Genomic DNA, 21,395 nt, shown 5'->3' with positions numbered 1-21,395 from the left:
TTTCTTTGAGGATTTATTTTGAGGATTGACCGTCATAACTATTTCGTATTTTTGTACTACAAATATAGCGATATTTTTAAATTTGTCATGACTTTTATAACCTAGCACCTACCTGATAACTACATCTTAAATTTGATCATTCCTCACACCGAATAACTTTAGAAATAGCAAATCAGAATTGGCTTAAAAAACACAAACTCATCAACTATTCAATGCACATTTACTAGATTTCATAATAAACCTTACTCCAAGAGGTGCTTCTAGCGAAAAGCCTCCCCCCTTACCTGGCGATACATCCAACGTTAGTTCGGTATCCTTCCAAAAAGCCAGCTGGTCGTTGGTGGTATAAATAGCACAATCGCACACATCCCCCAATTTAATATCCACCTCTCCTAACCGAAACTCTCCTAATTCATAGCATTGGGGCTGAGTTCCATCACAGCAGCCTCCACTGATATGGAACATCAATCGCCCATGTCGATTCTGCAATTGCCGAACCACATCTTTTGCCAAAGCTGTTATCTTGATTTGATTCATAACTTCAATTTTGAATCTTGAATGAGTGAATTGTGAATTACAAATTATACATAAAGAAGGTATATAGTACCCCTATGCAGTATTTGTTGCAACTATTCACAATTCACCATTCACAACTAACACATTGTTTAAAAGAACCCTAGTTTATTTTTGTTGTTTGACAACAAGATATTTTTCGTTTGACGATATTGGTTCAATGACATTTTGTGCGTTTCACGACCGAAACCTGATTTTTTATATCCTCCAAACGAAGCATGTGCTGGATAAGCATGGTAGCAGTTTACCCAAACACGACCTGCTTGAAGCTCTCTTGGTACGGTCAATAATTCGTGTGCGTCGCGTGTCCAAACACCAGCACCCAAACCATACAAACTGTCATTGGCAATTGCTATAGCTTCTTCAACAGTTTTGAAAGTAGCAACCGAAGCAACAGGTCCAAAGATTTCTTCTTGGAAAATACGCATCTTGTTATGTCCTTTGAAAAGCGTTGGTTTGATGTAATAACCCTCTGGCAAGCCATCGATGTATTGTGAAGCACCACCTGTCAACAACTCAGCACCTTCTTCTTGACCGACTTCGATATAACCTAAGATTTTATCAAACTGTTCTTTCGAAGCCTGAGCACCCATCATCGTATTTGGGTCAAGCGGGTGTCCCATTTTGATTTTTTCTACTCTTTCAACTACTCTTTCGATGAATTTTTCATAAATACTTTCATGCACCAACATACGTGATGGACAAGTACAAACTTCACCTTGATTCAAGGCAAACATCGCTGCACCTTCCAAACATTTGTCAAAAAACTCATCATCCGCATCCATAATACTTGGGAAGAAAATATTGGCAGATTTACCACCCAACTCCATCGTTACAGGAATAATGTTTTCAGACGCATATTGCAAAATCAAACGACCTGTTGAGGTTTCTCCTGTAAAGGCTACTTTTGCTATTCTAGGCGATTGCGCTAAAGGCTTTCCTGCTTCTACCCCAAAACCATTGATGACGTTTACTACACCTGCTGGAAGTACATTTTGCAACAACTCCATCAAGACAAGTAAACCAACTGGTGTTTGTTCAGCAGGTTTCATTACTACGGTACAACCAGCAGCCAAAGCTGGACAAAGTTTCCATGCAGCCATCAAAAGTGGGAAATTCCAAGGAATAATCTGACCCACAACACCAATTGGCTCATGAATGTGCATAGAAATTGTATCGGCATCTAGCTCTGACATTGTTCCCTCATCTGCACGCAAAACACCTGCAAAATAACGGAAGTGATCTATTGCCAAAGGAATATCAGCCGCCATTGTTTCACGAACAGGCTTGCCATTGTCAATGGTTTCTACTGCCGCCAAATATTCAAGATTTGCTTCCATTACGTCAGCAATTTTCAATAAAATATTACTTCGATATGTCGCCGACGTACGAGACCAAGAAGCAAAAGCTTTATGAGCTGCATCCAACGCCAACTCAACATCTTCTTTGCTCGAACGGGCTACCTCCGTAAAAGTGCTACCATCTACTGGAGAAGAATTTTGAAAGTACTCACCTTTCACGGGTGCTACCCATTCGCCGCCAATAAAGTTTTCGTATCTCTCTTTGAATTGTGGACGTGCCACCAAGTTGCTCACTTCTACTGTTGTTTCCATGTTGTTAAATTGAGTTAAAAGGATTTTGTGTTGTTTGATGTTTCAAAATTCTCATTTTATTCTCACTTCAATCTTCACTATCGTATCATGTTTCTACAATAAAATATCATATTTAATCTTGACAACTTACTATTTGTTAAATTGTATAGAATAAAGCTGAAATAGGAAATAAAAAAGACTTATTCACAGACAAAAAAAGTATTTTGGTAGTAAATTGTACCATCAAATACAATCTTATCTTGTTTTTGTGAGTTTTATAAACAGTGTGTTAGCTTTCAAAAAGGAGTAGTATTCCTCATTTTGAATGTTATCAATCCCCGATAATTAAAGAGATATTCTGGTCATGGAAAAGAAATTTGCGCCACAAACCCAAGCATTAACCAGTTTGAGACAACTCCAGACACTAGTAGAGCATCGTTCGACATTCAACTTGAATCATTGTGAGTTGAATATCTTCGAAACTCATCAGCAAAGCGAAAGAGTCAGTCTGAAATTTAATGACTTGGTTTTTACTGCTATGCTTCGAGGCAAAAAGGTAATGAATCTTTTTGGAGATAAGCGTTTTGACTACCTGCCAGGCGAGTCGGTGATTGTACCTTCCAACGAAGAGATGATTATCGATTTTCCAGAAGCCAGCTTACATACACCTACGCAGTGTATTGCTTTGGCGATTGATGAAGAGAAAATAAAGGAGACCGTGGATTTGCTGAATGAGAAATACGCTAAAGTTGAGCAAAATGAACTTTGGAATATTGACCTCAATCGTTTTCATATCAAGAATACCCAAGAGTTAGCCAGCACTATTGATCGGTTGGTATATGTTTCCAAAGAAAATAATGTATCCAAGGACTTGTTTGCCAATTTTGCACTACAAGAATTATTGCTTCGCCTCATGCAAACGCAAGCCCGTGTATTGATATTTGACAATTATATGCAATACATCAATACCAATCGCTTCGCTCATGTGGTAAAATATATCCGTGAAAATTTGGCAGAAAACCTCACTATCGAAAAACTGAGCGATATGGCTTGTATGTCAAAAGCGCATTTTTTCCGTAGCTTCAAACGTGAGTTTGGGTTAAGTCCTGTCGAATTTATTATTCAAGAAAGAGTAAAATTAGCCAAAAGGCTACTCGCAGATCCAAGCACCAGCGTGACAGATGCGAGCTATCGAGTGGGCTTTCAAAATGTCAATTATTTTTGTACGATTTTCAAAAAATATGAAGGTACAACACCTACTTATTTTAAGAAAAATCTTCCTATTCTAAAAGCTTCATGAAATTGATTTCATGACAATGTTTCATCGCTACCCTATTCATCAGCACAGATTATTTGTCAAATAATTTGCATTTACGCAAAAGGAGTGAAAAATTCATGCTTTGATTTGCACCAGAATGAAATTGACTGATTCAACTATTCGTTCATAAAATCCTTTCTTGCATGAATTATAACAGAAAACAAGGTGAGTTTCTCCTAGAAACCATCGAAGAGTGGAAAAAGCGAGGAACCATCAACGACGATACCGCCGAAAAACTTAAATCGGAAGTCCAAATTCGCCCTTTTGATTGGATGAAACTGGCTATCTATGCGTTTTGGATTGCCATGATTTGTATCATTATTTCAGTTGCTACTGCACTCAAAGACAATCGTCTTATCGAACTCATTACCGAACTTTTTACTTCTTCTAATACCGCTATTTGTATTGGTTTTATTGGAATTTCTGCTGGACTTTATGCTTGGGGGCTAAATCGTCGCAAAAATCATCCACAAAATCTGTTTAGCAATGAGACTATCTTTCTAGGAGGCGTATTGGCTACGGCAGTTGCAGTAGGTTATTTTGGAAAAGTCATCGACAATGGCAGCGGGCATTTTTCTATGCTATTTTTACTGTCTACCTTGATATATGCAGGCTTAGGGTTCTGGTTTCCTTCCACGCTAGTCTGGATTTTTGCCGTATTATCGTTCGGAACGTGGTTTGGAACAGAGACAGGCTACGCCTCAGGCTGGGGAGCTTATTTTATTGGCATGAACTATCCTATGCGATTTGTGCTGTTTGGATTGCTCTTAACTATTGCTAGTTTTTTTATTCCGAAAAAATCAAAACTGGACGATTTCCGACATCCTACTTATGTTTTAGGACTTTTATACCTCTTTATTTCACTTTGGATATTGTCTATTTTTGGCAATTATGGCGATATGGATTCTTGGTATCATGTCAAACAAATAGAGCTATTTCACTGGGGAATCTTATTTGCAGGAGCGGCTATTTTGGCGATTTGGTATGGACTCAAACAAGACGATTATACTTCGAGAAGTTTCGGGATTACCTTTCTGTTTATCAATCTTTACACTAAATTTTTCGAATACTTCTGGGACTCAGTTCACAAAGCTGTATTCTTCTTAATCCTTGCAGTATCATTTTGGTTTTTAGGTCAAAAGGCAGAAAAGATTTGGAATTTAGAGTTCTTAAAAGGAGATAAGTAGGAGTGCTGAACTATGAGTGATGAGTTTTGAGTGTAATTTCATGATTACTATCCTAGTTCAAGACTATCTTTTAGACTCTCTTTGATAGTTTTACTTACTTCTCAAAAGGGTTATAGTTTTGAAATCCATTTACATGAAAAAACCCTCCCAAAATTTGAGAAGGTTTTAATCAAATTCAAATATAATCCTTACTTTATAGAAGCTGTTATTTTGTAAATACAGCTGTATAAATTCCTGAACCAGTCGGAATTGATGCATATAAAGTTCCTGACTGGTAGTAATGATCTGTACCAAAACTAATTTTTGATCCCGAGACCGATACTGTGTAAGTATTGGTAATGTTTACGTTTGAGGTAGACGTTCCATTCTTCAAGGTCACAGCATACGTAAATCCAGCAGTATTACCATTTTCTCTTTTTACCGTCAAAGTTCCTGATCCAGTTACTGCCTGACCAGCCGTATTCGTAATAGAACGAAGCGTGTATGAGCCAATGGCTACATCGAAGTCTACAGTTGGAACAGTGTTGGTATTGTCATCGTCAGAACTACAACCAAAAAGAAGGGCAATAGATAGAAATAGAGTCAAAAAACTATAAAGCTTTTTCATAATAATTTAAGGGTTCGTTTTAATAATGTTTGTTATGACAAAGGTACAACCCAAAGAACTTTTTGAGCAACCATTTCGGTCTTTTGCAACAGAAATTCAAAACAATAAGCTATTAATCAACAATTTAACCCCACTGGAAGTTATTTTACGGTTTTCAAAAAATAGGCATAAAACTATTCGTATTAACAAATGTATGAAAGTGCATTTTAGTGAAAATAATGTTCTAACGCCATTGTCAAATATACCAATGGAGCGTTCCAATTGATAGCAATTTCGTTTGAAGCATACGAACAATCCGAATCAGAAAAAGACTCATCTGGAACCTTCGAATCGTACTTACATTGGTCTTGCTGACCAGGATTTGGCCCACCCGAAAGTAGTCCCGGCACAGGTTCGTCTACTCCATCGGCAATAGACGGGCGGTGATGTGGATGCATAGGATATTTGCTCCCATAACCCGTTAGCAATGAGTAGCCAACGCCATTTCGTCCCAACAAATAATCCATATTTCCCAAAGCCGCCTCCAAATAGATTTTCTTAGGGTTTAGTTGAAAAGCTTGAAGTAGAAACATGGCTTGATTAGCCGCATGGGACGAACTACCCCACATAAAATCCTTGGCTGTTTTACCCATCACTGTTCTAAACAATCGCTTATCCAAATCTTTCACCATTTCGTCTGCTTGCTTCAAAACAGTATTTTGAATTTGTGCTATTTTATTATTGGTAAATGAAGGCAAAGTTTTTTGTGCTTTTAACAAAGAAAAAGCGCCCAATGGCATCACCGAATTCCACGATTGAATCGGAAGCCAATACACATCAGTACTAGCGATTCCTTCCCAATATTGAGAATTTTGCGTGGCTACAAATAACTCTGCAGATGCCCAAAACCATTCGTCAGTATCATTATTATCTTCATACCCGCCTGTAGTGATAGCAGGTTTAAATTTCTCATTGTTCTGATTTTGACGATAAAATACTTTAGGATTCGCTTTTGCCCAATTCCAAGCACTTTCCGCTGATGTTAAACACCGACTTGATAATTCAGGGTTATAGGGTTTTAAAATCCTTGAGGCTTGAGCCATTACTGCGGCAAAATCTAAACTTGCTATAGTATTTTTCTGAACCACATATCTAGGAAGAGTCGCCTTGTCAGGCATAATCATTCCGTCAAAATTGGCATTCGTTAACTTATGATAAACACCTCCATCATTGGGGTCTTGCATAGTCAACATCCATTCGAGATTGACCAAAATTTCATCTAAAAGATCAGGCAAAGAATTACCACTTTCGGGGATGTTCAACTCTAATTCGCTAGCAACTTTAGGGAAATCCTCCAAAGCTGACAATAGCGTGTACATGGTAATACCCGAATTGACAATGTATTTATTGTAATCCCCAGCATCATACCACCCTCTTGGAGAATTGATACGAGTACCTTCAGGACGATTCGATGAGACGGCGTTGGCATGAACCAATACCGAGGTATCAGGATGACCTGCTTTTCTAGCCCATTTTCCTGCATATTTCTCAGGTAAATCTTCAGAAACACGTTGAAAATAATACCCTTTGATAGCGGCTTTAGCTACGGAACTAAGTGCATTATCTTTGATTTCGAAAGGATGAGACTCTCCCAACTTATCCACAGAGAGCAGATATTTTCCTTTTTTTCGAAAACTAGAAAAATCTATTTCTTGAGTGTATTTTTCAGAAAATGGACTTTTAATCGCCTCTTTTATTTTTCCTTTAAATACAACTTTTTTTGTTTTCTGGTCGATAAGTTTAAAGTTCTCATAGTTTTTACCAACCACTACCGCTTGTTTGGGTGCATTGGGGTAAAAACCAACTTGGTTGAGCCGAATTTGGTCGGCAGGATTTTGGGCAAATAACCCAAATCCTGCCAGTATAAATCCAGCCAAGTAGCGAAAACTAACTTGATTCATAGTATTAAATAAATTGGATAAATAGTCGCTAACGACCGAAGAATTAAATAGTATTATCTTTCAAGAAAACTCACACAATTCCATTTCACTTTTTGATTGTAAGGATCTTTGAGTAATTGAGTTTTCTTCCCTTTTGTCGAAACACTGACTTCTTGCCATTGGCTATCATTTGGCAAATAAACTTTACCTTTAGCCGTTCCATTAATGGCATAGCTGACTAATTCAATTTGTGACCAGTCGATTTGTGCAGTCGACTGTGCTAATTTTACTTGAGGCAATACTGTACCTTCTCTTACTAGTACAACAATTGAAAATTCACCTCCAGCAATTTTATGCCACCCACCTTCATATACTTTATGGGTCTGAAAATCAATCCATTTGCCTTTTGGCAAATATACATTTCTTTCATTTGAACCCGTTTCAAAAATTGGAGCTACCAATAAATCTTGTCCCAAAAGATATTCATTTTCAATTTGCCATGCTCCCGGATCTTCAGGAAACTCTATAAAAAGCGCACGCATCATGGGCAATCCTTTTTCGGAAGCTACTTTTGCTTGAGCATAGATATATGGCATCAATTTGTACTTCGTTTCTACTACTTTTCTGAAAGTATTCAAAAACTTTTCGCTGTACGCCCAAGGCTCTTTCGGCGGTTGACCATGACAACGAGAATGTGAAGTAAATAAGCCAAAAGGAGCCCATCTGCGATACAAATCCTCTGGTGTTTGGGCAGCAAACCCACCAGCATCATGACTCCAAAAACTAAAACCCGACAGACCTATAGACAAGCCTCCTCTCAACTGAGCTTCCATACCCATATCTGAAGCCTCGGCGTCGCCACCCCAGTGTAATGGATAACGCTGACTACCAGCCCAAGTACTACGAGCCCAAATGATATTGTCGCCAGTAATTTGCTTGGTAATATCTGCTACCGTTTTGTTATATCGCAAAGGATACAAATTATGCTCATAGAAACCTGTACGACCATTTGAATAAATCCCATTCAACGGCGCCGCCTCACCAAAATCAACTTTTATGACCGACACACCCATTTTTAGTAGATTACCAACTTTATTCTGATACCATTCAATCGTATTTTTATTGGTAAAATCTAGTACCGCATCCTCGTAAGGGAGATTTCCTTTGGCATTTTTGACACTTAAGCCTTTAGAAACAATCTCAGAAAACAACTCATTTTTCGGAACAAAATAAGGCAACTGCCACAAACAGGTTCTGAATCCTTGTTCTTTCAAATCGGCAATCATTTTGACTGGGTCTTGAAAACGATTTTTCGAAAACTCATAATCACAACGCCAGTCTGTTTCGAACCAGCCTGTATCAAAATGAATCACATCTGAAGGGATTTTATAATCTCTCAACTGCTTAGCAACCGTGCGGCCATCTTGCTCTGAAAAATACGAAATACGGCTCATCCACAAGCCAAACGACCATAATGGTGGCATAGAAGCTTTGCCTGTAATGTTGGTGTATTCGTCCAAAATATCTTTGGGTTCACCCAAAAAGACAAACAAATCCAAGCTTTCATCCCCAATTAATAAAGCGTTGGAAGCCCCAAATGTTGCCCCAAAATCACAAGTAATTGGCGAAGAGGTATGCATAAACATTCCGTATCCACGACTACTCATAAAAAATGGAATAGGCTTATACATCCCGTTGGTTTCTACACCATTAGGATCTGTGGTATAAAGGTTTACTTTTTGCCCGTATTTGTTTAAGCGGGTGAACGACTCGCCACAGCCAAAGATTTTTTCATCAGGCGATAAGGTAAATACTGCCGCTACACTTCTTGAATAGTCGGCGGCACGGCGAACAAAAGAAAAAGGTAATGAGGGCGTAAAGGAAGTTTTTCCATCTACCTGATGGCGTGTTTTAGTGAGTAGTTTTCCGTTGGCATCATGAATTTCTATTGCCCAAGGATTTTCAGTTATAACAACCGTACCAAACGCACTTTTGTATTGGTGACCATTTTTGATTTTTGTATACACCCACGAAGCATCTTTATTTGGTTCTTTGACCAACATTAAGGATGGCTCGGTTGACGGTGCTACATAACCTGTTTGGGCTTTGATGCGAATCGTTTTGGGCGAAACAAACTCAATACTAAATGGAAGTACTGGATCGGCAGCATATTCAATACCGGGAAATTCATTTCCAGGCACTTTGTGAATACCCGCCATCGTATTGTTAAATGCATGCTGAGGATAGTATTGGTTTCGTCTCCATTTCAACTGTCCTTGTCCAGTAGAAGGGTTAAAACCAGCCAAACTATCTGCTAAAAAATAGGTATTGGTAAAATCTCTAAAATCACGGCTTAAATCAAATGGTTCATTTTGTAAAGCTGGACCACTTTGTCCAAATGTCGTCGTTACAGACGAAAGTAGTGATATAAGAACCAAAACTCTTTTTGTAAATCTATGCATATCTTTTCTGTAATCCATTGACTAATAGCGGATAGGAGATTTTACTTTAGGCATAGTTATATGAGCTATGCCCAAAAGTAAAATACAGCTCCCAATTCAATTTTCAATCTATATTTATGTGTTTTTTGGATACAACTTGTTGTGTAGACTTTAGTAGTCTTTATTTAATACAAAATTCTATTTTTTTTATCTTATATCATTCAGGGTTAATCCCTAAAAACAAAACTCAGGGAAAACCCTGAGTTTTGCTGAAAAGCTTCGAAAATTATGATAAGCTATTATTATTTTCCTTCCACTTCTATATTTATCGAAGTACCAAACTGTCGATCACTTTCAATAGATAGGGTTCCTTGTAAATAGTCTAATCTTGAACGAATATTTTGCCATCCTCTCACAGAATGTTGTGCAATGCTTGTTTCAAAGCCCTTACCGTTATCCTCGACTGTCAAATGGATATGATTTTCTTGAAAACTTATCTGAATAAGCACCTCCGTAGCTTCAGCATATTTCAAGGCATTTGCCAATAACTCCTGTACAATTCGGTAAATCATCAAGGTTTTTTCTTTGCCAAAATCAAAACATTGTCCATAAACCTGAAATATGATTTCAGTCTCTTCTGAATGGTTTTTGCTTACCAAATCTTCAATAGCGGCAATCAATCCAAAATTTTGAAGGCTTGATGGTTGTAAATTTCCTGAGATATTTCGTACTTCTTTACAAGCATCATCTAGTAAATGTTGTAGCTGAACATTGTTCCAAAAAGGTGCATCCATCATCATTTTGATTCTCGATAGCAAGGTCCCTACCCCATCGTGTAAATCCTGAGAAATCCGAAGTCGCTCTTGCTCTTGTCCATTAATCAATGCTTGCAAGGTATCTATTTGTGCGGTTTTGAATACTCTATCAGCTTGTAGTTTGGCAACTTTTTGTTTCGAGAAATAGGCATACAAAAGTATGACAAGCAACAAAAAGGCTACTAATATAGTCAGAAGATAAATCCGCTCTGTAGCTTTTAAGGAAACCAATTCCGCTTCTGCCACGCGCTTTTCGAGAGCAATTTTTGAAATTTTCTCCTGCTGCTCTTCTAATAATTGATACTCACGATATTGTCGAACCTCCACTTCTAACTTCGAACTTTCGAGTAATTGAAAAGTCTGATACGCCAAAGAAGTGTATTGAAAAGCCTTGTTATACTGCCTTTTTGTCTCATAAACCAAACCCAATTCTTCATAAATCGCCTTGCGAAGCAAAAGCATACTAAAATACTTTTCGGTAATCGTTTGTGCCAAATTCAATGATTGAATTGCCTCCTCATTTTGACCCACCTTACGATACGAAGCCCCCAAGTAGAAATAGGACACGGCCTCTAGCCAAGCGACTTTAATATTTTGGGCTATAGATAAACTCGAATGTGCCTTTTGAATAGCTTCTTGGTAAAAGCCATTTCTCCGATACCAATCTGCCCAAGCAGCAGCATTTCTTCCTTTTGAAATAGCGGATTGCGGTAACTCATCGGCACGGACAAGATATTGTTTTGCCTTTTGCATTTCTTTCTGACGAATAGCCAAATTAGCAAGGTTAATCAAATGCCCGATTTCCATATCTGGTCGATGGATTTTACGAAAATATTGAACCGCACTCGACAGATATTCATTAGCATAACTGGCAAAAATAGGGCGATCCATAAAGTAAGTTCCCAACGAGCCTTTTACCTCATAGTAATGAAGTGAATCACCCAAGACTCGGAAATAATCCATACTTTTGCGATAACTCTCAATGGGAGATTCGTCGGGCAAATTCCATCGCTCTTGACTTTTGGCTTTAGCCAAATACGTCATGGCTAAACCTTTGATATTATTTTTTTCATAAAATTCCTTCATGTATCGCTCCAAAGTAGACTTTTCGTAGAGCGAATCAGGACGGGGCAATGGCTGAGCGCTGAGATGATTTAAGACCAATATGCTCAGCGCCAAAAGTATATATCGTAAATAGCTTTTCATAACCAATAGATTTTTGACAAAAAAACAGATGATTCGTGTAATAATCGTAGATGACCACAAAATTTTTACTGAAGGGCTCGCACATATCCTTGGATTAGAGTCAGACATAAGCGTCGTGGGACAGTGTCAATCAGCCAAAGAGCTTTTTGAAATAATGAATCCTACCGAAAATGTCGTGGTATTACTCGATATAAATTTGGGCAATGAAAGTGGACTGGATATATGCAAAAGTATTACCGAACAGTATCCTTTAGCCAAAGTAATAGCCGTTTCGATGTACCAAGAGGAAAGTTTTATTACGAAAATGTTGAAAAATGGAGCTACAGGGTATCTATTAAAAAACACTGGACGAGAGGAGTTTTTACAGGCTATCAGAGCTGTTAGTGAGGGGAAAAACTACCAAAGTGCTGCGGTAACAGAAATCATCATGAATGGCTTGAGCCGTCAAAAAAATCAAGAACGAAATCTACATGAATTAAAATTTACAAGGAGGGAAAAAGAGATTTTAGAACTGATTGCCAAAGGACAAACGACCAAATCTATTGCCAATACGCTTTGTATCAGCGAAAAAACAGTAGAAACACATCGAAGTAATCTACTGGCTAAGTTCGATGTTAAAAATATGGTGAGTTTGCTAAAACTTGCACTGGAATATGGATATGTGAAGTAGGCTTTGGGCTTTGGGCTTTGGGCTTAAGAAATTTTGGATTCTTTGATTTTCTACTCAAAATCTTAACAAATTTTAGCATTTTAAAAAGCCGAATTGGAGAACTAAGATGTTGCTATAAATTTTACTAAGAAGGCGATCGAAATTAGTTTTTCGACCGCCTTTTTTGATACTTCTATGCTGACTCTGCATGAGACGCAAGCATTACGTCTCTACAAGTGAAATTCCTATTAAAAATAATTACTCATGCGCTCAATCTATAATCACACTTTGTGCCTTTGTCTCTGTTCACTTTGCCACTTATGCTCTAGCTATTCCCTTTGAAATTACGAATATTGTAAGTGAAAGTAAGCATAAAATACTGGGTCAAAACATTTGAGCGAACATCTGCAATATAAGTATCTGTTACAGTACGAGTAATGCTATTGTTACGCTTCAACACATCAAATACCGTAATTTTGGCTTCGGCACGTTGGCTTTTCAAGAACTTCTTACCTGCAGACATATTCCATAAAATAAACTGCTGATTAAACGAATCAGATAAACCATTATATCTGTAGTAGCTCAAATCTGTTTGGAATACAAAGCCCTTGCCAAAGATTAAATTCAAACGACCTGTAGCATTATGAACATAATATTTGGTATTCAACTGCGGCTGCAAAGTATTATCTACTTGATTGTAGCCCAAATTATAGGTCAAGTTAAAGTCGATATTGGTACTAATATTACTTGCAAATGTGATGCCTTGGTTGAAATTATACTGATTGCTATTATTCAACTGATCGTTGATTTTGCCTGGCAGTTTCGAGTAGTTGTAGCTAGACGTCAAGTTGACATTGGTTTTGATAAATGACAAAGGGAAACCAATCACCATAAACGAACGCATATTCAATGAATTATCAAAGTTGATCGGACGAGTCAACTGAGCCCCTTTTCTCAAGGTTACACCCCTGTCAATAACCATGTCTTGTTGAGCAATAATCACCTCATTTCCAATAGGATTTTTTGTGTATCCAAAGTTACCCAATAACATAAATGTCAAGGCCTTTGCTGGTATATTGTAGGTAAAACGAGCGTTTAAGTTATGACTATATTCTTGTGCCAAATTTGGGTTACCGCTTGTCAAAAATAGAGGATTGGTATTGTCCAATACATTTTGTAACTGCGTGATACTTGGTGCATTAGTAGATGTACGATAGTTGAAACGGATACGACTATCTTGTGCAAATCGATAATCAAATTGTAAATAAGGCAAAACGTTTTGGAAACTAGTTTCTACTTGTGTCGTTCTCGGAAACAATTGTTGTCCCGAAAGCTCAGCTGATTGATAGTTGGCACCTACATTTAGGTTACCACTTTTCATGCGTAAATTATAACCCAAGCCAGCACGATGCGTAAGATAGTCATTATCAAATTTGTTTGACAATAGGGAATCTAACACCGAATATTCGTTAGATGTCGGATTAAATTTGTTTGTTACCTTATCGCTCTTATTGTTGTTGAACGACACGTTATAAGTACCTTGCAACAATCCTTTACCTATAGGCTCAGTATAAACTAGGTTAGCGGACAAAGTATATCCCTTAGTATCTGTTACAGAAATCTGTCTGGTAGCTGAGCTTGTATTACTTGTAAAATATTGGTTGTTTGATACTAAATTGCTATTAGCATCTCTATCATTCAAGGCAGTACTCAAATTCAAAGATACCGAACGCCCACGTTTGGCAAAACTATGACGATACAAGATATCATTGTTAAAGGTATATCCTGTACGCTTGTTAGTAGTATTATTGGCTGTCTGGTTGAGCTTCTGACCATTGGCATCTGTAGTCAAACCATCGACCACACTCGTCGAGTTATTGTTTTGGAGGTTTAGTCTCGGCGTAAAAATGATGGTATTCTTCGGGTCAATAGTATATTCCAAACGAAGATTCAGGCGATGGTTGTAATTGTTGCTTGAGCTATTCGATTGTTCGTCATAATACTGATTAGTAGCCTGACTCAAAAAATAAGTACGATAGGTGGACTGAGCATTAGTATTATTGCTATTATTAAAGAAATAACTTCCTTTTATAGCTAATTTTTTACCCCAGTTATCGGTATAGTTTACTCCAAACGAATTAGTGGTATTAATACCCGTTTGTTGCCCTACCAAAAAGTTGTCTGAGGAGCCCCCAAAATTACCGCCACCGCCACGGTTTCCACCACCGCCACGGTTTCCACCGCCACCACCGCCGCTGCTACTTATTCCCAGAAGGTCTTGACTTGAAAAATTTTGCTGGTTGATATTATTACTCATCCCAACGATTGACCATCTTTTTTCACCATTAAACAAGTTGATATTTCCTCCTGCTGTGTAGTTATCATTTGTTCCTAATCCAGCATACACTTTACCAAACTGACCGTTACGTCTATTGGGGTTTGTTATGATATTGATTGTTTTAGAGGTATTCCCATCATTGAAACCTGTCAACTGCGATTGGTCACTCAAACGATCCATGATTTCGATTTTGTCAATTAACTCGGCTGGTAAGTTTTTCAAAGCAATGTTGGGATCGTCGCCAAAAAAAGGTTTTCCATCTACGAGCACCTGAGCAACGTTTTCGCCTTGCGCTTTAATTTGACCATTTTCAACAGTAATCCCTGGCATTTTTTTGATCAGTTCATCTGCGTTAGCGTCTGGAGCTGTTTTAAAAGCATTGGCATTATATTGTAAAGTATCCCCTTTTTGAACCATCGTAGCAGCCTTTCCTTTTACCACAACTTCATTGAGTTCATTAGTACTTTCCTGCAATACAATATCTCCGAGATTGTTAAATTCTTTAGAAATGGTAACACTTTTGATTAGTTCTTTGTAACCGACAATTGTTGCTTTAAGTTGATATGTGGTGTTTAGGGGAATGCGACTAATAATAAATCGGCCGTTCACATCAGAAGGGCCAAAATGCTTATCTTTCGCGTCATTGGGATTCGTCAACACTACGTTTACACCAATCAGGGCTTCGCCTTTGGCATCTATAAATTTTCCAGTAAGTCGACTCGTTTGTGCCCAAGCTCCAAAACTAATCAAAATTAGTAGAGCGGTTCGGAAATAGGTTTTCATAAATTTATTTTAGATAAAGATGAAATTATATCTTTTCGGATTTTTGATGCTTAGACTATCCTAGAAGTGCTTTTGTTTAGTGCAAGAAATACGAAGAAGGGTATTTAGTCGCTTGTTGTAGACCAACGGATTTTATACATCGACCAATCTTTTTTTGTGTAGATAGAATATTGATAAGAAAATCTTCTAAATAGACACAAAGTACAAATTTTCGACAAATAAAATAGATTTAAGCAAGATAGTACAACTGTTGTTGGCTAGGTAAAGCTACGAGAAAGACACCCTAATTCAAACGAGGCGTACCTGATGAGACAGGCAAATAGAGTATTGGTTTATCTACTATTTTGACATAAAGAAACTCGCTCGAATCTTTCCCCAAAACAACCTTTTCTTTTTTTAACAAAACTCTGATTAATAAGCATTTATTAATTTTCTTTAAAATGATATTTATCATTATTGTACTTTATCAATGTATTTTATAATTGTACAAAAAATATAAAATGTAAAATTATTGTACAATTTTAGCACTAAATACCTCTATTATTTCTATAATTCTTCGTTAATATATAATAATCTCCCTCGAACAGTCCATATTTTATTGTTCGGAATCTTTCCATTCCCTCATTTCTAAGCAAAAATCCCTTCCAAAACATAGGATTTAACCGTTTTTTTTTACAATTTGTCTCTCAGAAATTGCTTTATTGAATTGATACTCTCATTATCTGCAAAAAATCCACTGCCCCAAATCAATATTTTACCGCCTTTTAGTGGGTGCAGGCAAAATTAAAATAACTTTCTTGCTATAAATCGTGAATTATGAAACCAAGAATAACCTTGTCGGCTTGGTTCTATATTTAACAAACAGTATTATATTTAAGTGGTATGTTTGAAGAATCTATTAACCCTTTAATCCTAATCGTAATTTTGTACGTTGTAGTACAGTTAACGGTTTTAATCTACTTCTTTTTTCGAAAATCAAGTAGTAGAAAATGTCCAAGTTGTGGAAACCCTTACGGTACCCGTACCAAAAGAGGCGTGTTTTTAAAAACATTCTTGTTTTTTATACCTGACATCAAGTATTATACTTGTTTGAACTGTGGAACCAAATATTTCTCTACATCGAGTGAGAAAAAAGAGATATTGACTGAAAAATCATAATTTGGTCATGGAATGTAGCTTTTTGAAGAATCAGGCGGACTAGTTATCTTAACTAAATAAAAATCTTCAATGGGTTTTTACTTTAACTCCTTGTTCTGGTGTTGAAGGCGAAATTGCAATAAAGTATTTTCTAAAAAAATGCCGTTAGTGTAGTTTCTAACGGCATTTTTATGAATGTATTCCTAATAGATGTTTTTTGATGGAATCCTTTTAATCAAAATATAGCCAATCAAAAATATCACCGACAATACCAACACGCTTAAACGCATACTTCCTGTGAGTTGGTTGACTAACCCAAACATAAATGTTCCTATAACCGTTGAAAGTCGATCGCACACATCGTAAAAACTAAAATAGGATGCTGTGTCGTGGGTATCCTCAGGAATCAACTTGGCATAAGTAGAGCGTGATAAGGACTGTATCCCTCCCATCACAAAACCAATACCTGTTGCCAATAAGAAAAATTGATTTTTGGTATAAACAAAATATGCTGCAATACAAATCACAATCCAAATCACTACAATCCAAGAAATAGAGGCTGTATTACCAATTTTTTAGAGATTTTAGCAAACAAATACGCCCCAGGAATAGCTACCAACTGAATCAACAAAATGGTGATAATCAAGGCATCGTCGGGCAAATGTAATTCTTCGCTCCCAAATAAGGCACCCAAATACATAACCGTTTGTGCTGCCATATTATAAAAGAAGAAAGCCAACAAGAATTTCTTGGTAAACTCCAAACCTTGTAATTCATGAAATACCTTCTTTAGCTCTCTAAAACCATTAAAAATCCAGCCGCCTTCTTTCTTCTTTTCTTTTTTGGTTTCTGGCAAAATAGAAAAAGGGATTTGCGCAAATATAATCCACCAAATGCCGACCGATAAAAACGAAATACGAGAAGCTTGTCCACTTGTGATACCTCCATACCATTCTGGTTTTAGTACCATAGTTAGGTTTTGCAATAATAAAATCACACTCCCAATATATCCCAAACTAAATCCTTTGGCACTTAAATTATCGAACCTATCTTCGGTGGCAATTTCAGGTAAATAGGAATTATAAAATACAATACTTCCGCCCCAGCCAACAATTGAAAACAAAAATGCAAAAGTTCCCAAATAGTAGCGTCCTTCTTCAAAGAAATACAACAACATACAACTTAGCGAGCCTAAGTAGCAATAAAGCTTCAAAAAGGCCTTTTTCTTTCCTGTAAAATCCGAAATAGCAGAAGTAAAAGGCACAGAAAATGCCAATAATAAAAAGCCAATCGACACCGCATAAGAATACACAACGGTATTTTCAAGTTGCAAGCCCAAAAAGTCTAGCTTGGTACTTTTGCTTGGCATCATGACGGCTGCTGCCGGAAAGTAAATGGGAAAAATCGCAGAGGTAATTGTCAATGAATGTACCGAGTTTGCCCAGTCATACATTGCCCAAGCATTCAATACTTTAGGATTATTTTTTTGCATAAAAAGAGAGATAAGTTAATGAATTTGGTGCGAGCAGCGTTGGGCTGTCAGCTTTTGGGATATGAAAAACAATGCCAAAAGCTGATAACTTATAGCTAATGGGCATATTCATATATCCTACACTCATAAGGTTGTAATTCAAATGTATGGCTTTCGTATTGCGATTCATTTGGATAATTACTGAGAAGTAAATTTAGAACAGAAGCCTTACATTTTACTGAAAAACTTTGTGTTTTATTTGTCCAGTTATTGAGCACAAGATACGTAAAATCCTTTCCAATTCTCTTATACGCAAAAATCTTATTACAATTTGGTCGTAAATCGTTATAATCTCCGTACACCAAATCAGGATGTTCTTTTCGGATATGGATCAATGATTTATAAAAACTCAAAATCGAATCTGTATTATTTTCTTGTGAGGCTACATTGATGCGGGTATTACTAGGATTAATTTTTAGCCAAGTAGAGGTACTTTCTGTAAATCCTGCCATTTCGGTATTATCCCAGGGCATGGGCGTACGAGCATGATCCACCGAGATTTGATTACAAACTCTCAAAAAAGCCTGCTCATCTATTCCGATTTTTTTGATGACAGACTCATATACCTCGCCTACTTTTTCATCCTTGAATTCTCCGATAGCATTAAATGCACAATTACTCATGCCAAGTTCATCGCCTTGATAAATAAGCGGAGTGCCTTTTAAGGTAAGTAAAATCATCCCAAGCATTTTGGCAGATTCATTTTCAAACTTGGAGGTATTGCCAAATCTTGATAATACCCTTGGAGTGTCATGATCGCCCCAATACACACAATTCCAATCATCTTTGGCTTGTTCTCTTTTACGAAAAATACGTTTTAATTCCGATAGTTTTAACGCTGGAGGAGGATTTAGGAAATTAGAACTTTCGCGTAAAATCAAATGATCGGTCTGAAAACTAATGGGCAAGTCTGCCCGTGACGCAATCACCTTTAGTCCTCGACTATTGGCCTCCTTCACGAGTTGCTCAAAAGCACTATCTTGCTGAGAAAATTGGGATAAAAACGGACGAAAACAAATAGCATCGATACCTAGAGATTGGAGATAATCTAATTTTGAGATAATTCCCTGCCAATCGCCAATGCCATCTTTATCTGAATCTTTAAAACTTTGGGGATAAATTTGATATAAAACTGCTTCTTTCCACCACTCGCTCCCTGAATTAATACTGCTCATGTTTTTATAAATACTTAAAATTTTATGTGGCGAAATTAGCTAAAATAGAATATTTTGTGGTTGTTTTTATCTGTAAGGCAATATTTTGTATCTCAACGGCAAAAGATATTTTAAGCGATTTTCTGAAGATATTTCCATTAAATTTGAATACTGTACACAAGCTTAGAAATATCAATATTTTGCGGAATAAGCTCTACATTTACAGAAAAGTCATTTTTATAAACAATTTAGAAAACTTTATGTCATTACAACATCAAACAATCCTGATCACGGGCGCTAGCCGTGGCATAGGCAAAGCCTTAGCAATCACTTTAGCCAAAGATGGTGCAAATCTTAGTTTAGTTGCACGCAACGAGCAAGAATTATTAGCCGTAAAACAAGAAGCAGAATCTTTGGGTGCTCAAGTAGCAGTTTTCGCTGGCAGTGTTGCTGACGAAGACTTTGTAAAAAATGTAGTAGCCGAAACAGCAGAAAAGTTCGGTAAAATTGATGCTTTGGTCAATAATGCAGGCTTTGGGGTATTCAAACAAGCAACCGAAATAAGTACTTCAGAATGGGACAATATATTTGAAACCAACGTCAAAGGGACTTTCTTATTTTGCCGTGAAGCTGTGCCTCTGATGAAAAGTGCAGGCAAAGGACATATCATCAATATCGCTTCGGATGTTGCCAAACGAGTGTTTGATGGAGGTTCGTTGTATTGTGCTTCAAAATACGCTCAAGATGCTTTTTCGATGGCCTTGAGAAAAGAAGTAAGAAAAGATAAAATCAAAGTATCTGTGGTGTATTCAGGTGTGGTTGACACACATTTTCATAAAAGAGAAGAAGGAGATCCATATCAAGCCAAATATCTTTCGTCAAAAGATATGGCAAATTCGATCTATTTTATTCTTTCAGCACCGGAACATGTGGTAATTGATGAGCTAATGATTCACCCAATTTCTCAGGAATATTAGGTATTAGTGCTTAATGATGAGTTACTGATTACTGGACAAAACGAGAAAGTGTAATTCTGGCGTTTGATCTTGTTACTGATTTTTGTAAAAACAGTTTTAAACTGTTTAAAATAATGAGTCCAAGACTAAGTCTTGAACTAGTATTTTCAATTTTGTCCAATAATCAGGATGAGTTATGAATTGTAAATGTAAGATATTGATAATTAAAATTTTACATTTACAATTCAGCATTCACACTTAATAACCGCCTAAAGCAGATATTTTTTATTTTAATCCCAAAATCACAGCCCAAGCTTCTTGGATTTTATTTTGGTCGAGGAGCGTCTTCGCTAAAGTCAAACTAGGATTTTCTTCAAGATTTAAAAGATAGTTTTTACTATCCTCTTCGGAAGGAAGGTTACTTTCATTCCCTAATTTACCGAAATCATTGCCATCAAATATCGTTGACTGTTTGACAAATTCAGGAATACTGTCCACGCCTACACCCAAATGTACATTTGGTTTGGGTACTTCAAACATTGCTTCAGGAGTAATACGTGCGTACCAATCTGCACCCATACGGGCAACCCAATCAGTTTTAAGCTGGTCGATTTTCCCATGTTCATCCAATAAATTTTCTGCAATATGTGCCATCACAATTTCACAAATAGCAATATTAGACGTCCCATAAGATTTTATTTCTAAGACCTTACATTCAAACTGCACTGGCGCTTCTTTGACTCTTGGAGGCTTTACCAAAACAGATGCTTGTTCTGTAAAACCAGCCTTTATAAACTCGTTGGTTCCTTTGGGAAACTCGCAACTCGACAAAGACATTTGTTGCACCATGGCATAATCTACCAAGTTGATGACAACTTCGGGAAAAGCCTCAATATTTTCGGTTGTATTCTTCTTCGAATTATCACGACCTCTATTATTGGGAGAAAAAACCAATAGCGGAGGGTCAATACCAACAATATTGAAAAAACTAAAAGGGCTTAAATTTACCTTTCCATCGGCATCGACCGTAGAAGCAAATGCAATTGGTCGAGGGGCAATGGATGTGGTCATATACGAGTAAAATACTCGCGCCGCCATATCTTTAGGGTTGAGAGATAACATAAGTATAAATGCTGTATTTTGAGTCGTGAATTATGAATATTTTTGAATCTATCAGGCTTTAAACCAA

At 37.1% G+C, this 21,395-nt stretch carries 15 protein-coding genes; 4 read left to right on the top strand and 11 right to left on the bottom strand.

Features of this window, described 5'->3' with window-relative positions:
- Positions 1-201 precede the first annotated feature (201 nt).
- Positions 202-537: a DUF779 domain-containing protein gene (locus BWI92_RS15060; RefSeq protein ID WP_095164081.1), complete on the bottom strand. Its 336-nt coding sequence runs from the start codon at positions 535-537 to the stop codon at positions 202-204.
- A gap of 128 nt (positions 538-665) precedes the next feature.
- Entirely contained in the window at positions 666-2,186 is a 1,521-nt protein-coding gene (locus BWI92_RS15055) for an aldehyde dehydrogenase family protein (RefSeq protein WP_095164080.1), read from the bottom strand.
- A gap of 343 nt (positions 2,187-2,529) precedes the next feature.
- Between BWI92_RS15055 and BWI92_RS15050 the strand changes: the two genes are divergently transcribed.
- Together BWI92_RS15050 and BWI92_RS15045 are read left to right on the top strand one after the other, a co-directional pair.
- Positions 2,530-3,465, top strand: a complete 936-nt coding sequence (locus BWI92_RS15050) for an AraC family transcriptional regulator (protein ID WP_095164079.1) — start codon at positions 2,530-2,532, stop codon at positions 3,463-3,465.
- Between the two features lie 161 nt (positions 3,466-3,626).
- Complete coding sequence (locus BWI92_RS15045; protein WP_095164078.1) at positions 3,627-4,670, top strand: DUF2157 domain-containing protein; 1,044 nt, start codon at positions 3,627-3,629, stop codon at positions 4,668-4,670.
- A 205-nt stretch (positions 4,671-4,875) separates the two neighbouring features.
- Here BWI92_RS15045 and BWI92_RS15040 read toward each other — a convergent pair whose 3' ends face one another.
- The 4 genes from BWI92_RS15040 to BWI92_RS15025 all read right to left on the bottom strand — a co-directional run bounded on the left by BWI92_RS15040 (position 4,876) and on the right by BWI92_RS15025 (position 11,658).
- Positions 4,876-5,277: a hypothetical protein gene (locus BWI92_RS15040; RefSeq protein ID WP_095164077.1), complete on the bottom strand. Its 402-nt coding sequence runs from the start codon at positions 5,275-5,277 to the stop codon at positions 4,876-4,878.
- A 206-nt stretch (positions 5,278-5,483) separates the two neighbouring features.
- On the bottom strand, positions 5,484-7,217 hold the full coding sequence (locus BWI92_RS15035) for a glycoside hydrolase family 9 protein (RefSeq protein ID WP_095164076.1): 1,734 nt from the start codon (positions 7,215-7,217) through the stop codon (positions 5,484-5,486).
- A 53-nt stretch (positions 7,218-7,270) separates the two neighbouring features.
- On the bottom strand, positions 7,271-9,658 hold the full coding sequence (locus tag BWI92_RS15030; protein WP_095164171.1) for an alpha-xylosidase: 2,388 nt from the start codon (positions 9,656-9,658) through the stop codon (positions 7,271-7,273).
- A gap of 281 nt (positions 9,659-9,939) precedes the next feature.
- A complete protein-coding gene (locus tag BWI92_RS15025) occupies positions 9,940-11,658 on the bottom strand; it encodes an ATP-binding protein (protein ID WP_176464434.1) in 1,719 nt (572 codons plus the stop codon).
- 28 nt (positions 11,659-11,686) lie between these two features.
- On the opposite strand from BWI92_RS15025, the gene BWI92_RS15020 reads away from it, so the two are divergent.
- Complete coding sequence (locus BWI92_RS15020) at positions 11,687-12,328, top strand: response regulator transcription factor (protein WP_095164074.1); 642 nt, start codon at positions 11,687-11,689, stop codon at positions 12,326-12,328.
- Positions 12,329-12,632: 304 nt separating this feature from the next.
- On the opposite strand, the gene BWI92_RS15015 is transcribed toward BWI92_RS15020, so the two are convergent.
- From BWI92_RS15015 to BWI92_RS15000, 4 genes are all read right to left on the bottom strand, one after another.
- Complete coding sequence (locus BWI92_RS15015; protein WP_095164073.1) at positions 12,633-15,428, bottom strand: TonB-dependent receptor; 2,796 nt, start codon at positions 15,426-15,428, stop codon at positions 12,633-12,635.
- Positions 15,429-16,768: 1,340 nt separating this feature from the next.
- Positions 16,769-17,092, bottom strand: a complete 324-nt coding sequence (locus tag BWI92_RS28695) for an MFS transporter (RefSeq protein ID WP_310588909.1) — start codon at positions 17,090-17,092, stop codon at positions 16,769-16,771.
- A gap of 11 nt (positions 17,093-17,103) precedes the next feature.
- The gene (locus BWI92_RS15005) at positions 17,104-18,057 is read right to left on the bottom strand and encodes an MFS transporter (RefSeq protein WP_310588908.1); all 954 of its coding nucleotides are present in this window, start codon (positions 18,055-18,057) and stop codon (positions 17,104-17,106) included.
- 95 nt (positions 18,058-18,152) lie between these two features.
- Positions 18,153-19,271: an alpha-amylase family glycosyl hydrolase gene (locus BWI92_RS15000; protein ID WP_095164071.1), complete on the bottom strand. Its 1,119-nt coding sequence runs from the start codon at positions 19,269-19,271 to the stop codon at positions 18,153-18,155.
- A 239-nt stretch (positions 19,272-19,510) separates the two neighbouring features.
- Between BWI92_RS15000 and BWI92_RS14995 the strand changes: the two genes are divergently transcribed.
- Positions 19,511-20,227, top strand: a complete 717-nt coding sequence (locus BWI92_RS14995; protein ID WP_095164170.1) for an SDR family oxidoreductase — start codon at positions 19,511-19,513, stop codon at positions 20,225-20,227.
- 264 nt (positions 20,228-20,491) lie between these two features.
- Here the strand turns inward: BWI92_RS14995 and BWI92_RS14990 are convergent, their stop codons facing one another.
- Positions 20,492-21,328: a flavin reductase family protein gene (locus BWI92_RS14990; RefSeq protein ID WP_095164070.1), complete on the bottom strand. Its 837-nt coding sequence runs from the start codon at positions 21,326-21,328 to the stop codon at positions 20,492-20,494.
- Between the last annotated feature and the right edge of the window lie 67 nt (positions 21,329-21,395).

The organism is Flectobacillus sp. BAB-3569 (assembly GCF_002270355.1).
Classification (GTDB): Bacteria; Bacteroidota; Bacteroidia; order Cytophagales; family Spirosomataceae; genus Flectobacillus; species Flectobacillus roseus.
This window is presented reverse-complemented; position numbering and strand designations above follow the sequence as displayed.

Bases quoted from the DNA above. Each gene is read 5' to 3' on its own strand.
- BWI92_RS15060 (WP_095164081.1), bottom strand. From the start codon at position 537: ATGAATCAAATCAAGATAACAGCTTTGGCAAAAGATGTGGTTCGGCAA.
- BWI92_RS15055 (WP_095164080.1), bottom strand. From the start codon at position 2,186: ATGGAAACAACAGTAGAAGTGAGCAACTTGGTGGCACGTCCACAATTC.
- BWI92_RS15050 (WP_095164079.1), top strand. From the start codon at position 2,530: ATGGAAAAGAAATTTGCGCCACAAACCCAAGCATTAACCAGTTTGAGA.
- BWI92_RS15045 (WP_095164078.1), top strand. From the start codon at position 3,627: ATGAATTATAACAGAAAACAAGGTGAGTTTCTCCTAGAAACCATCGAA.
- BWI92_RS15040 (WP_095164077.1), bottom strand. From the start codon at position 5,277: ATGAAAAAGCTTTATAGTTTTTTGACTCTATTTCTATCTATTGCCCTT.
- BWI92_RS15035 (WP_095164076.1), bottom strand. From the start codon at position 7,217: ATGAATCAAGTTAGTTTTCGCTACTTGGCTGGATTTATACTGGCAGGA.
- BWI92_RS15030 (WP_095164171.1), bottom strand. From the start codon at position 9,658: ATGCATAGATTTACAAAAAGAGTTTTGGTTCTTATATCACTACTTTCG.
- BWI92_RS15025 (WP_176464434.1), bottom strand. From the start codon at position 11,658: ATGAAAAGCTATTTACGATATATACTTTTGGCGCTGAGCATATTGGTC.
- BWI92_RS15020 (WP_095164074.1), top strand. From the start codon at position 11,687: ATGATTCGTGTAATAATCGTAGATGACCACAAAATTTTTACTGAAGGG.
- BWI92_RS15015 (WP_095164073.1), bottom strand. From the start codon at position 15,428: ATGAAAACCTATTTCCGAACCGCTCTACTAATTTTGATTAGTTTTGGA.
- BWI92_RS15005 (WP_310588908.1), bottom strand. From the start codon at position 18,057: ATGCAAAAAAATAATCCTAAAGTATTGAATGCTTGGGCAATGTATGAC.
- BWI92_RS15000 (WP_095164071.1), bottom strand. From the start codon at position 19,271: ATGAGCAGTATTAATTCAGGGAGCGAGTGGTGGAAAGAAGCAGTTTTA.
- BWI92_RS14995 (WP_095164170.1), top strand. From the start codon at position 19,511: ATGTCATTACAACATCAAACAATCCTGATCACGGGCGCTAGCCGTGGC.
- BWI92_RS14990 (WP_095164070.1), bottom strand. From the start codon at position 21,328: ATGTTATCTCTCAACCCTAAAGATATGGCGGCGCGAGTATTTTACTCG.